This is a genomic window from Microbulbifer mixtoriginis (SeqCode), assembly GCF_052466715.1.
The window spans coordinates 2,128,334-2,141,372 of sequence record NZ_CP174288.1 but is presented as its reverse complement, the minus strand read 5'-3'; the positions used below and the strand labels follow the sequence as shown (position 1 = coordinate 2,141,372).

Here is a 13,039-nt window from a genome sequence, read left to right as displayed (position 1 = left end):
TTTAACAGGCAAGATAAAACTGCTACAGGCAGAAGTAAGTGTAAAAGCTCTAAGGGCTCTTGATTCGATTTTCCACAATAAGCAACTTCAGGGCATTTAGAGTCACCAAAGGCTTATCAAAAGGAGCTTTTAGGTGCCTGACCAAAGTGTAGCCGTTTATTCGGGGGCCCGATCAGGTAACCCTCTTGTGGAGCAGGTCGAGCTTGTAATAGTATCCCAGGCGAATTCCAATCATCCGTTCTCACCTAAGCTAGCTATGGTAGCAACCCGAAAATTTTATCGCCGCGGACCGGATGTGCGCGGTAGAGAGCAGGTATCCTTTGTCGATGTTCGCAGGCGTTTTGGCTTTAGATCCATAGCCATTGGTCGCTGGGTGACTGAGGAGGAGCGCGATCGCGCAGCAGGGTTATTTTATGATGCGCTTTCCGACTTAATGGTCATACTGCAGGGGCCCGAAACATTGATTTCCCTGCGCGGGAACCTCTCTTTTCAATACGGTATTGGTGGCCGCCCTGGAGTCTCCGCATTTTATGACCCTTCAGCCAAGTCGTTTTCCTTGGCTAAAAATGCCGGTCCAGGAGCTATTGCCCATGAGTGGTTTCATGCACTGGATCACTATCTTGCGCAAAAAGCATTTAGCGACACTTCGAGTAGCATGTATGCCTCAGAGGCCTGGCTACGCGGCGCAACCCCGGTACCCCACCCTCTGAATGACCTGCTTTTCGCATGCTTTAAAACGGTAATGCTGGATGAAGGTGACAATAACCCAAGTGAACTGGTGAAAGCTTCTGTTAACGCCGATAAAGTAAATGGCTCTATTTATTACAGCCAGCCAGTAGAACTTTGTGCTAGGGCTTTTGAGGCCTTTATTCAGGATTCCAGTATCAATAATAATTTTTTGGTTGCAGGCTCTAAAGCCAGCCAGGAGGCAAAACTAGGCTTATATCCGCAGGATCAGCAGCGTCTAAGAATCAATCAGGCTTTTACGGCTTATTTTTCCTGCTTGGGAAATAGCCTTTGGTCATTAATGCGAGCCAATCAGTAATATTGACTTGCTTGTATTAACTAGAAGATTCGTCGTCCTTACTTTAAGAGTTTGATTTTATCTTCCAGTTGCGTTTTGAATTGATACAGATGAATGGCGTCAAGGAAGCAATGATTTACCTCAGTATGTAATGAGGTCATAAGTCGGCTGGCTTGTTGTTGGTACTTACCCCAGGCAATAAAAGGTATCCCTGGATCACAGTTTTCTTGTTGGACCGGTTTCACTTGCATGCTTGAAAAGTCACCCCAGGGGTAGCAGGTGATATTCAAAATATCGTAGCGATCCATAAATGTATTTACCGGGAGGTATTCTGATTGATCTTTTGAGAGTTGCTTTGCTTTTTTGACGAAGTCAATGAGGTGCGTTTCCATTTCAGCCATAACAAGCTTAAAGAGATCATCATTTTTATTCAAATCGGTGAACAGCGGATGCAATATATCGAACTCGAAGGGTTGGCCATCAACTACTCTATGCCTAAATCCGGCTATCTCATTTGCGGTTTGAGTAACAAGAAAAATAAGGCTGTAATAAAAAGATATTGTATTTTTCTTACAAAAAAAGGCTAACTCCGTAACATCTAGAGGCTGGGTTAAACTTAAACGGGTCGACCCAGCACTACTCATAAAGAATTTAAAGTGGTCCCCTCTATTCCAGCTTTCAATATCTATAGGTGTGGCGGGCATCTTCATTCCTGGTAATCATTGTGTCCCAATATTCAAGAGAATATTAATACTCTATCTTGACTTCTCATTCGCTCAGGGGGAGTGAAATCAGCGATAGGTTGTTCACAATTAGAGTTCGCGATTGATTAAATCGCAGTCCATTGCTTCATAAAGGCCCGATGGACGGCAGGGATTGAGGAGATTGCTTTAAACGATAACCATAAAAGGGATTTTGCCATGGGATTTGCGGAAGAAATTAAATGCCTTGCCAACTCAGTTTTCTTCACCACAGCTTTACCTGCTGCATGACGTAACCGTGAGTATTCATCAACACTCCCGTTAGTGATTGCCGTTGCTGCAGCAATCGCATCCGCCATACCAAGATTCATACCCTTCCCACCAACAGGAGAATGACAATGTGCAGCATCCCCTGCCAGTAAAATCCGGCCCTTACGGTAAGATTCGGCCTGTCGTATTGAGATTTTGAAGGCTGCTGTTCGTCGAACGTTGGTGATATCCAAGGGCAGTTTTATTGCTGACAGAGCATCTTCTGTCGAGGATGCGATGCGTGCGCGGTGCTTCTCGATTGGCAATATCAGGGAAAACTGGTTATCAGGCCCATAGAGATCCAAAGTGATCTCTTCTGGATCGAAGTCACCCGCCAAATCCACATCTGCGATGGACCATTTGCTGGGTAAGTCTATTCCCGGATAGGGGATTTTCAACTGTTCGCGGGTTGCTGATTGGATGCCATCGGCAGCAATCACCCAGTCGAATGAGCCGCTGGTATTATTGGAAAAACTAACCAATGCACTGTATTGCGTGGTACTTATGCCGGTAACTGAGAGCCCATACTCAACCTCAACACCTTTGCCGGATAGCACATCACGCAGGATTCCCTCGGTGCGGTTTTGCGGCAAACCGAGCGGCACCCTCTTCCTGAATTCATTGCCACTGTTATCCAGATAAACGAGGGTCCTCTCATCGCGTAAAATATGCATTTTCTTGAGGGGCATGGCTTCAGCAAGGAGTGGATCTGCAGCACCCAGCTGGCCCAAAGCCTCTATCGTCGCAGGCATAATGCCAACGGCTCGGGAGAGTTCCGAGGGCGCATTTTTACGCTCAACAATACGACAATTCATCCCCTTGTAGGCTAAAGCGTTTGCAGCAGTTAACCCGGTGGGGCCGGCACCAATAACCAGAATGTCCATATTCACCACTTACAATCTATGAAGAGGTGCTCGAGGCAGCAGTACATGCTAGCGCCTCCGCTCAACTACAAAGAGCAATTGCTGCAAGCTTAGACAACTTTGACATGGGGCTCAGCAACCAGGGATAGAACCGGTTGCTGATATCCACATAGGGGGGGACTAGGGTGTTTCTCTCCCAGGCTTTTCCGCTGAATCAGCTACTTCGCCATACCCCAAGGAAGAGCTTGACTTGTCCATAGCTGCTCCCTGCCTGTCTAAAACACCGATATCCAGAACAGGTGAGGCATCAATATGCTGGGCATCCATCATCTGGGCTACACGCTGGAGCGAAGCAATGATCATACTCTGCTCCCAATCCTTCAGGTCACCAAATTGGCGGGCGAATTGATCTTGGAGCGGGATAGGTGCATCTCTCAGTGTTTCTGCAGCTTGATCTGTGAGGTAAGCATGCACTTTACGCTTATCTGATTGAGAGCGCTGGCGATAGACAAGCCCCCTTTTCTCAAGGCGATCCAAGATATTGGTCACTGTAGCTTGACTGAGGCTCACTTCGTTGGCCAGTTCACCGATGGTGACTTCGCCCTTATTTCTAATGGCCTGTAGCAATAACACCTGGGGAGCAGTCAGGCCTGTTGTTTTGGCCAGGTGCTTGGAGTGTAAATCTGTGGCTCTTATTACACGCCGAAGGGCCACTAGCACTTGTTCAATACTGTTCAAAGCTACCTCTCAATCTCAGAATCAGGGCGATTGGGCGGATTATATAACCCTATATCCTAATTACTAAACGCTTATGGTTCTCCCAGGAAAATATCTACAGTACTAAACAATTGCCAAGAACATACCCCTTCGTTTGGAACCCTGAATTGCGAAAATCCCCCCATTCATAGGCGCTTCTGCCCATTTCCAGGGCTTTTACCCAATAAATTTGCCCATTTTTAGGGCGGATATTGTGATCAGATTCTCTTCACCCACTAGATTTTATATTTAGTTTGTGTACGATGTTTAGCGTTCTAAGTATTTGGTTGTGGTTTTTTGCGAAAAATAACCAAAATGAGCATAAATAATGATCTATCTGCATATTTATCGCCCACCAAAATACTTAGAGGTGAAACTATGGGTTGTCGTATAGGAAGTTATTTTGTCTAGTCCAGAAAATATTTTTTTGAGGCCACCATCCCTGGAGGATGGCATGGCTGTTCACAAATTAATCGACAGCTGCCCACCCTTGGATGCCAACTCAAGTTATTGCAACCTCCTCCAGTGCAGTCACTTTGCCGATACTTCAGTGATCGCAGAAGAAGGTGATGAGAAGTTGGGGTTTATCTCCGGATACTTGATTCCAGGTCGTACAGACACTCTGTTTATTTGGCAGGTTGCCGTGGCGGAAAAGGCGAGAGGGCTGGGGCTAGCCTCTATCATGCTCAGAAATATCATCGAACGCCCCCAGTGCAGGTCGGTGAGATTTATCGAGACAACGATCACTGAACACAACCTTCCCTCCTGGGCCCTCTTCCAGAGCGCTGCAGAGAAGCTCTCCGCAGGCCTCCAATCCTCCCCTTGGATGGACTCCCAGACTCACTTTGATGGTCTGCATGACTCCGAAACCTGTGTGCGTATCGGGCCTATTGCTCAAACAACAATTTAAAAAAAGAGAGAAGAATGAAAATCTTTGATGAGATTGAATCTGAAGTACAAAGTTATGCCCGCTCCTTTCCGCGAGTGTTCAATCGTGCAAAAGGCGAACTCATGTGGGATGAGGAGGGAAATCAATATCTGGATTTTCTGGCAGGCGCTGGCACTCTCAATTATGGACACAACAACCCGCTGTTTAAGCAAGTTCTGCAGGATTACATTCAGAGTGATGGCATTACCCATGGTTTGGATATGCACACCAAAGCCAAAGGCGAGTTCCTGCAAGCGCTTAACGATAAAATTCTCAAGCCACGCAATATGGAATACGTGGTTCAGTTTACTGGTCCAACCGGGACAAATGCGGTTGAAGCTGCAATGAAAATTGCCCGCAATGTCACCGGGCAGCAAAACATTGTGACTTTTACCAACGGTTTTCACGGTGTGAGTTTGGGCTCCCTGGCAGCTACGGGCAACTCTCATCACAGGGATGCAGCAGGGGTTAGCTTGAATGGCACTCATCGCATGCCCTATGACAACTATCTTGGCAAAAATATTGATACTACAGAGTATCTCGACAAGGTGCTTACAGACTCCAGCAGCGGAATCAATTCTCCCGCGGCGATTATCGTCGAAACCGTTCAGGGTGAAGGAGGTATCAATGCGGCCAGTATCGAGTGGTTGAGAAACCTACAAGCTGTGTGTAAAAAACACGGGCTGCTCTTTATCGTCGATGATATTCAGGCTGGCTGTGGCCGCACTGGAAATTTTTTCAGTTTCGAAGAAGCCGGTATCGAGCCTGACATTATTACCCTTTCCAAGTCACTCAGTGGCTACGGGCTGCCCTTTGCCCTGGTTTTAATGAAGCCCGAATTAGACCAATGGAAACCTGGTGAGCACAACGGCACATTTCGTGGTAACAATCTGGCTTTTGTTACGGCCAAAGCGGCAATTGATCACTATTGGTCAGATGATAACTTTTCGCGGGAAATCAAACGTAAAGGGAAGTACATCTCCGAGCGGTTGGGAAGTATTGTCAGTCAATATGGTGAGGGTAACTTCACCACTAAAGGCCGCGGCATGTTCCAAGGTATTGATTGTGTGAGTGGCGAACTTGCAGAAAAGATTACCAAACTCGCCTTCAAGCAGGGGCTAATCATTGAAACTAGTGGCGCAGATGATCAAATCGTTAAGCTACTCTGCCCTCTGGTCATCACTGACCAGAACCTTAAGAAAGGTATCGACATTATTGAATCAGCAATTCGAGAAGTTTGTGCTGGAGAGCAGGATATCCCTGAAGAAAGAGTCTATTTCGAGGCCTGCTAGACCCAATTGTATCCAAAACTCAATGATCCAGCTGGAAAGCTAAGCCTGCTGATAACCAGGCTATATAGTTACACATACAACATAACGGAATATTCATGATTGTTAGAAATCTACAAGAAGCCAAAAAAACAAACCGAAGAATTGTCTCGCCGGATGGCAATTGGGAGAGTATACGCCTACTTTTAAAGGATGATGGCGTTGGTTTTTCCTTCCACATCACCACCATATACACCGGTGCTGACTTCCAAATGCACTATCAAAACCACCTGGAAGCAGTTTACTGCGTTTCCGGGAGAGGAGAGGTGGAGACGATGGATGATGGGAAAAAGCACCCTATCGAGCCTGGAACCATCTATGTCCTCGACAAACATGATCGGCACACTTTGAGGGCATTTGAAGAAATGACCATGGCCTGTGTGTTTAACCCTCCTTTAAATGGAAAGGAGGTACACAATTCTGAGGGCGCATATGAACTAGAAGCCGACCCCATTGAATAGGTAGTCAATTACAGGGCAGCAGCTGAAATGAAGTACCTGCTAGAACGCATCCATTCGCTCAGAAATGATATGTACCCCTCTAGAAAACGAGGAGTCGCAGGTCGAGTAACACGGCGTAGAGATCCAGTTGTTTATGGTGGACCCAATCCCCCTCCCCCGCTGGATCTTGAGCAGGTGGACGCCTATAGGCAGCAGGGATATATCGTTCTTGAAAATGTATTTTCTGAGAGGGAGGTTCAGGTCTTTCAAAAAGAGCTGGAAACCCTCAAAGAAGACAATGACCTCCGCAGCTCTGATGAACTCATTACGGAGTTAGAAAGTGAAGAGGTGCGCTCGATATTTCGAATTCATGAACGCAGCAGCCTATTCAGGAAGCTTTCAAGGGATAACCGGATATCAAATATTGCAAGATATATTTTGGATGATGAGGTTTATATCCATCAATCTCGGGCGAACTATAAACCTGGATTTCGTGGTAAGGATTTCTATTGGCATTCTGACTTTGAAACTTGGCATGTCGAGGATGGAATGCCGCGAATGCGCGCACTCAGTGTATCGGTAATCTTAACCGAGAGCCGAAATTACAACGGCCCATTAATGCTCATTCCGAAGTCCCATCACCACTACATCGGCTGTGATGGTGAAACCCCTGAGGGGCATTATTTAAGTTCTTTGAAAAAACAAGAGCTCGGAATTCCATCAGATGATCATCTATGCAGGCTGGTATCTGAAGGGGGCATAAAATCTGTTACAGGCAAACCCGGTAGTTTAGTCGTATTTGATTGCAACCTGATGCACGGCTCCAGCAGCAATATTAGCCCATACCCGAGATCCAACTTGTTTTTTGTCTTTAATGCATTGAGCAATAAGGTAGAAGACCCATTTTGTAGCCTCCCACCACGGCCAGAACATATCTGCACGAGGAAATCGATTTCTGTTATCTGATATGAAACTCAATCCAGTGGCATTCACCCATTGGATACGCCGTTATCAAGGGAAAGAAAGGACCAGTAAGAGACAATGCATACGATAGAAAAGATTGGTGGCACCTCAATGTCGGACTATGAATCTGTCCGGGACAACATTATTAAAGGTGACTCCAAAAGGCTCTACAATCGTGTTTTTGTAGTTTCAGCTTATGGTGGTATCACCGATCTACTTCTAGAGCATAAAAAGAGTGGCCAGCCTGGTATTTATGGCCTCTTTTCCAGCAGTATTGAGGATGATAGCTGGCTGGTGAAGTTTGGTGAGCTTCGCACACAACTGCGACAGATCAACGATCGTCTATTTGGTGACACTGACTTACTCAAGGAGGCCAACCTCTTCTTGGATGAGCGCTTGGAAGGGGCTAAAAAGTGCCTTCGAGACTTACAAAGTCTCTGCCAGCATGGCCACTTCTCTCTAGATGCCCACCTGGGAACAGTAAGAGAAATGCTTGCCAGCCTTGGCGAGGCACACAGCGCTTGGAATACATCAAAACTGCTGCAGCGGGATGGAGTCAATGCGTGCTTTGTAGATCTAACGGGCTGGCGTACCAGTAAGCACATACCGCTGGATGAGCGCATTCGTGATGCCTTCGCCAACATCGACTTGAATCAACAGTTACCGATTGTTACTGGTTACGCCCACAGCGATAAGGGTCTGCTTATTTCCTTTGACCGGGGTTATAGTGAAATGACCTTTAGCCGCCTTGCCGTACTCACAGGAGCCAAAGAGGCGGTGATCCACAAAGAGTTCCACTTGAGCAGTGCGGACCCTCGCTTAGTTGGGCCAGATAACGCTGTGCCTATCGGTCGTACAAATTACGATGTGGCCGATCAACTGGCCAATCTGGGTATGGAGGCAATTCATCCCAAGGCGGCAAAGGGTTTACGCCAGAAGAATATCCCCCTCCGGGTAAAGAATACCTTTGAGCCAGAGCACGCCGGAACATTAATCACCCGTGACTATGTGAGCGATTCGCCCTGTGTGGAGATTATTGCTGGTTGTAAAGGTGTCTATGCGCTGGAACTTTTTGATCAGGATATGGCAGGCACGATCCACGATTATGATCGGGAAGTGCTTACGGTAATTAAAAGGTACAAGGCGCATATTGTGTCTAAAAATACCAACGCCAATACCCTAACCCACTTTTTGGCGACTAATCTGAAAACCATCAAGCGTATACAGGCATCTCTGGAAGAACGTTTCCCGGAAGCAGAATTGAACCAAAGGAAAGTGGCTATTGTTTCCGCTATCGGGAGCGATATGCAAATCCCCGGCGTGCTGGCAAAAGCGGTTCAATCACTGGCTTCCAACGATATTTCAGTACTCGCCATGCACCACTCTATGCGGCATGTGGACATGCAGTTTGTTGTTAGTGAACCAGATTATGACACTGCCATTAGAACACTTCATGAGGCACTGGTTGAGGTTTATGATCATGGGACCGCAATATGCCTCGCCTCCTAAACACCTGTTTTTTGACTTTTCTTTTGCTTTCCCCGGCTTCCGTTTCCCAGGAAACGGAAGCCGATAATGAAGACAGTGCGCAGAAAGAGGTGGAATCTTTACAGAAGCCGCTCTATACACCATTTATAGAGCGGTATGTGCTGGATGAAATCAAACAGTTGCGTATCGACCAAGCCAAAGCTAAACAAGAGTTGATCCAGCAGATTGTCGACCGGGAGCATAATTCCGTGGACCGAGCGGTTGCTTATGCAACCGATACGGTCACCTACTTCTTTTACCTCATAGCCGCCGCCACTTCCATATTGGTCTTAGTGGGTTGGCGATCGCTACAAGATATTAAAGAGCGTGTGCACTCCCTAGCGGATGAGGAGATATCAAAGCTGGTTCAAGAATATGAAAAACGTCTGGAGGTCATAGAGAGTCAATTACAACAAAAGACCCAGCACATTGAAGAGAATCGCGAGGAAATTGAGCTGACTCAAGAAGTACAATCTCTCTGGCTACGTGCTCAGCAGGAATCCTCAATCGCCAACAAAATCGCGATCTATGATGAGATTCTGCGTCTTCGTCATGAAGATGTTGAAGCGTTGACATATAAAGCTGATGCAGTGCTGGAGTTGAACGAGCCCCAATGGGCTGCAAATCTTTGTCAGCAAGCCCTAGGTATTGATCCAGATAACAGCCATGCCTTCTACCAGCTAGCTTGTGCCTATACGGCTATGGAGCAGTTTGATGAAGCGCTACGGTATCTGGCTGAGGCCATTAAGAGGCGAGAAAGTTATCGGGATGAAATTCTCAGTGACAATGCCTTACAGCCACTGGCGGTAAGTGACGTTTTCAAGGATCTAGACAAGGTTATTGCTCAAACCCCGCCGCCACATAGCCGCGAAAAAGATACTTAGCAAGCTGTCACCTTGGCATTTTAAAGCTATAAGACTATGTGAGCTCAAGTATCAATACGCGGATCAATAAAGCCATGAGTGAATCAAGCCTTGATGAAAGCCGCCGTGGCTTTCTAAGAGCTATGACCGCAGCTACAGGCGCCTTACTAGCCCCCTCTGCAAGTGTTGCTCTTACTCCCCCATCAACGTCCAAATTGCCAAGTGGAGTTAACCCCAAAAATTTCATTATTCATGGGATTAACCCACTGACAATAGAAACCCGTCGATCTTTGATGGGCATGAGCGCTATCACCCCTGAGCCCCGGTTTTTTGTGCGCAACAATTTGCCATTGCCCTCCCCCCAGATTGTTGAACGACCGGACACCTGGATGCTTGAAGTCAAAGGCGTAAAGCAGCCCACTGCTATCTCTGTAGCAGAGCTGAAAGGGCTGGGTTTAGATGCCGTCGGTGCAGTTATTCAATGTACAGGCAACGGCCGCGCTTTTTTCGAGCATGAACCGGCAGGCTCTAAATGGGGAGTTGGCGCAGCCGGCTGCGCTATCTGGACAGGCGTTCGGCTGAAAACCCTGTTTGATCATTTTGGCGGTGTGGATGCGGGAATGAACTTTTTGACCGCTACTGGAGGCGAGATCATTCCTGAGGGGATGGAGCGCAATGACCTGGTCGTAGAGCGATCAATCCCTATCAAGAAGGCGTTGGACGATACTATATTGGCCTGGGAAATGAATGGCGCTCCAATACCGCTACTGCATGGTGGCCCCTTACGGCTCATCGTTCCAGGTTATTTCGGCTGTAACAATATTAAGTACGTTAAGACTCTCACCTGCGCACCGCAAGAATCCGAGGCCAAAATCCAAAAAACGGGTTACCGCCTTAGACCCATTGGCGCTCCCCCTGGCCCAGACTACCCAAGCATGTGGCGAATGCCTGTAAAGTCTTGGGTAAATGGGCCGGGTGCGGACAATACCCCAGCTCTAGCTGGGGAAGTGACTTTCTACGGTGTTGCGCTTTCTGGTGAACGCGGGGTGAAGAAAGTAGAAGTCTCGCTCGATATGGGCAAAACCTGGCAGGATGCAGCGCTAGAGGATTTGGACCTCGGCCCCAACGCTTGGCGAGTTTTTTCTTATACCGTGAATTTACCAAAGGGTCCGCACACCATCGTCTCGCGCGCCACAGATACCCAAGGGGATATCCAACCTAAAGAACGTGTAGAGAACGAACGCGGTTATGCACACAACGGCTGGCTGGATGCAGCACTTACGGTAAACCTGTTGGGTGAGTTACCCAGGGAGAAAGTTACAGCAACTGATCAACATATGGTGAAAGAAGAAAGCCCCCCCCCAGAGCGTGAATCGGTCTCTTTATCTGCAGAGGGTCAAGCCGGAAAGCAAGTCTATCTCGAGTCTCAACCTTCTTGTGGAGCTTGCCATACCTTGAAAGATGCCGGCTCTGAGGGCCTTATAGGCCCCAACCTTAATGAATTAAAACCTAATGCAGAAAGCGTGAAAAACGCTGTTACCAATGGCGTTGGCGCTATGCCAGCATACAATGACTTGATGACGAAAGAGCAGATTAGTTCTTTGGCAACTTATATTGAGGAGGCTACAAAATAGTGAGGTGGTCAAATGTATCCCGAGCACATTGTTTATTTGATTTAACTAATTGATGTGTTAAATAAAAAAATAAAAGCTAGAACGTAAAAACGCACGAAATTTGTGTTTCAAAAATAAAAACAAAAATTGCTAAAATAAGGATTATCATTGGTTTATTCATTTGTTGGGTTTTTATTATTATTCGTGCTGGTAGGTTTATTCTCAGCGCTTTTTAGTCGCAACACCAAGGCCGATTATTACCTGGCTAGCAGTGGAGTTCCCCCCTGGTTAGTAGGCCTGTCGGCAGTGGCGACTAACAATAGCGGTTATATGTTCATCGGGGTTATTGGTTATACCTACATGACCGGGTTCGCTTCTGTCTGGTTAATGGTGGGCTGGATCGCTGGTGACTTTATTGCTTCACTTTATGTACACAAAAGAATAAGAACTGCCACTGACTCAAGTGGTGAAGTCAGCTATGCCGGCGTGCTTAGCAATTGGTATGGGCAAAATCACTCTGCCCTACAGCGGATTATAGGTATCATATCTTTACTATTCTTGCTCACCTATGCATCAGCACAGATGGTTGCCGGCAGTAAGGCGCTACATGTACTACTGGACTGGCCTCTCTGGTCTGGCGCTGTGGTTGGGGCGTTGCTGGTATGTCTTTATTGCCTGGCCGGCGGCATACGCGCTTCCATTTGGACTGATGCTGCACAGTCGATTGTTATGATCGTCGCTATGGGCACACTTCTAGCCGTAGCCCTTATCAGCCTGGGAGGTGTCTCAAGTGCAATGGGGCAAATGCAAGCCGTCGAGGGATTTACGAACTGGTTTCCCCAAGATCTGGCCTTTTCTGGTTGGGGCGGGCTCACTATTTTTGTCATCAGTTGGGGGATTGCGGGGCTATCTGTGATTGGCCAGCCCCACATAATGGTCCGCTTCATGACTCTGAGTGATCCCGGCAAAATGCGCACGGCGCGAGGCTGGTACTACCTGTGGTTTGTTCTCTTTTACTCCATGGCCACAGGGGTCGGCTTGTTATCCAGGGTTTTCATCGCCGATTCCGGCAGCTTTGATGCTGAGCTAGCATTGCCGACCATGGCCATAGAATTGCTGCCACCAATCGTAGTTGGGTTGATCCTGGCTGGCATCTTTGCTGCAACCATGTCCACTGCAGATTCACTGCTTCTTAGCTGCTCCGCAGCCATTACTCACGATATTCTTCCCCGTAAGATTGATAAGACTTGGTTTCTTAAGCTCATAACTGTTGTTATTACCGGCGGCGCACTACTTCTGGCGCTTGCCAACAACCAAAGCGTCTTCAATATGGTGATCTTTGCCTGGTCTGGCCTCGCCAGCGCATTTGGCCCCCTATTACTGGTGCTTTGTTTTGGAGGAAGACCCTCACAAGCGACCTCTATTGTCGCTGTAACCGTTGGGTTTACGACAGCAATCGCCTGGAGATTATTGGACCTTCATAGCCTGATTTATGAGGGCTTACCTGGTATAGCCTTGGGTCTGATTGTGTTTTATTTGGCTAATTTTCTCCCCCAGCCATCGCCTTTGCGCGAAGTAAATAGTTAAGTTCCAAGGGGAGGCCATCCCTCCCCTAGTCACGCAGCATTACGGTTTTCAACTTACTCCACCCAGGCATCTAATGCTGAGCTATCGAATTCACTTTTGAGTTTGCGCTCTAAGGGCGGGTCAAAATTTGTACAGTT

12 protein-coding genes are annotated in these 13,039 nt (G+C 47.4%); 9 read left to right on the top strand and 3 right to left on the bottom strand.

From position 1 onward, the window contains the following. Positions 1–133: 133 nt before the first annotated feature. Complete coding sequence (locus ACJJH9_RS09445; protein ID WP_444925055.1) at positions 134–1,045, top strand: CLCA_X family protein; 912 nt, start codon at positions 134–136, stop codon at positions 1,043–1,045. A 38-nt stretch (positions 1,046–1,083) separates the two neighbouring features. On the opposite strand, the gene ACJJH9_RS09440 is transcribed toward ACJJH9_RS09445, so the two are convergent. From ACJJH9_RS09440 to ACJJH9_RS09430, 3 genes are all read right to left on the bottom strand, one after another. Continuing rightward, positions 1,084–1,728: a CatA-like O-acetyltransferase gene (locus ACJJH9_RS09440; protein ID WP_444925054.1), complete on the bottom strand. Its 645-nt coding sequence runs from the start codon at positions 1,726–1,728 to the stop codon at positions 1,084–1,086. 125 nt (positions 1,729–1,853) lie between these two features. Beyond that, positions 1,854–2,918: an FAD-dependent oxidoreductase gene (locus tag ACJJH9_RS09435; protein WP_444925053.1), complete on the bottom strand. Its 1,065-nt coding sequence runs from the start codon at positions 2,916–2,918 to the stop codon at positions 1,854–1,856. Positions 2,919–3,077: 159 nt separating this feature from the next. Next, positions 3,078–3,635, bottom strand: a complete 558-nt coding sequence (locus tag ACJJH9_RS09430) for a MarR family winged helix-turn-helix transcriptional regulator (RefSeq protein ID WP_252085909.1) — start codon at positions 3,633–3,635, stop codon at positions 3,078–3,080. A gap of 421 nt (positions 3,636–4,056) precedes the next feature. Between ACJJH9_RS09430 and ectA the strand changes: the two genes are divergently transcribed. From ectA to ACJJH9_RS09390, 8 genes are all read left to right on the top strand, one after another. Further along, positions 4,057–4,563 (top strand): diaminobutyrate acetyltransferase, encoded by a 507-nt coding sequence (gene ectA, locus ACJJH9_RS09425; protein WP_444925052.1) that lies wholly within the window; start codon positions 4,057–4,059, stop codon positions 4,561–4,563. A gap of 14 nt (positions 4,564–4,577) precedes the next feature. Continuing rightward, the gene (ectB, locus tag ACJJH9_RS09420; protein ID WP_444925051.1) at positions 4,578–5,873 is read left to right on the top strand and encodes a diaminobutyrate--2-oxoglutarate transaminase; all 1,296 of its coding nucleotides are present in this window, start codon (positions 4,578–4,580) and stop codon (positions 5,871–5,873) included. Positions 5,874–5,968: 95 nt separating this feature from the next. Beyond that, on the top strand, positions 5,969–6,370 hold the full coding sequence (locus ACJJH9_RS09415) for an ectoine synthase (RefSeq protein ID WP_444925050.1): 402 nt from the start codon (positions 5,969–5,971) through the stop codon (positions 6,368–6,370). A gap of 27 nt (positions 6,371–6,397) precedes the next feature. Beyond that, complete coding sequence (gene thpD, locus ACJJH9_RS09410) at positions 6,398–7,315, top strand: ectoine hydroxylase (RefSeq protein ID WP_444900779.1); 918 nt, start codon at positions 6,398–6,400, stop codon at positions 7,313–7,315. A 75-nt stretch (positions 7,316–7,390) separates the two neighbouring features. Continuing rightward, a complete protein-coding gene (locus ACJJH9_RS09405; RefSeq protein WP_444925049.1) occupies positions 7,391–8,821 on the top strand; it encodes an aspartate kinase in 1,431 nt (476 codons plus the stop codon). After that, positions 8,806–9,723 carry a TPR end-of-group domain-containing protein gene (locus ACJJH9_RS09400; protein ID WP_444886169.1) on the top strand — a complete coding sequence of 306 codons (918 nt, stop codon included), beginning with the start codon at positions 8,806–8,808 and terminating at the stop codon, positions 9,721–9,723. The genes ACJJH9_RS09405 and ACJJH9_RS09400 overlap by 16 nt, the downstream gene beginning before the upstream one ends. A gap of 74 nt (positions 9,724–9,797) precedes the next feature. After that, complete coding sequence (locus ACJJH9_RS09395) at positions 9,798–11,336, top strand: molybdopterin-dependent oxidoreductase (RefSeq protein WP_444925048.1); 1,539 nt, start codon at positions 9,798–9,800, stop codon at positions 11,334–11,336. 147 nt (positions 11,337–11,483) lie between these two features. Then, on the top strand, positions 11,484–12,902 hold the full coding sequence (locus ACJJH9_RS09390) for a sodium/proline symporter (protein ID WP_444925047.1): 1,419 nt from the start codon (positions 11,484–11,486) through the stop codon (positions 12,900–12,902). The last annotated feature ends 137 nt before the right edge of the window (positions 12,903–13,039 follow it).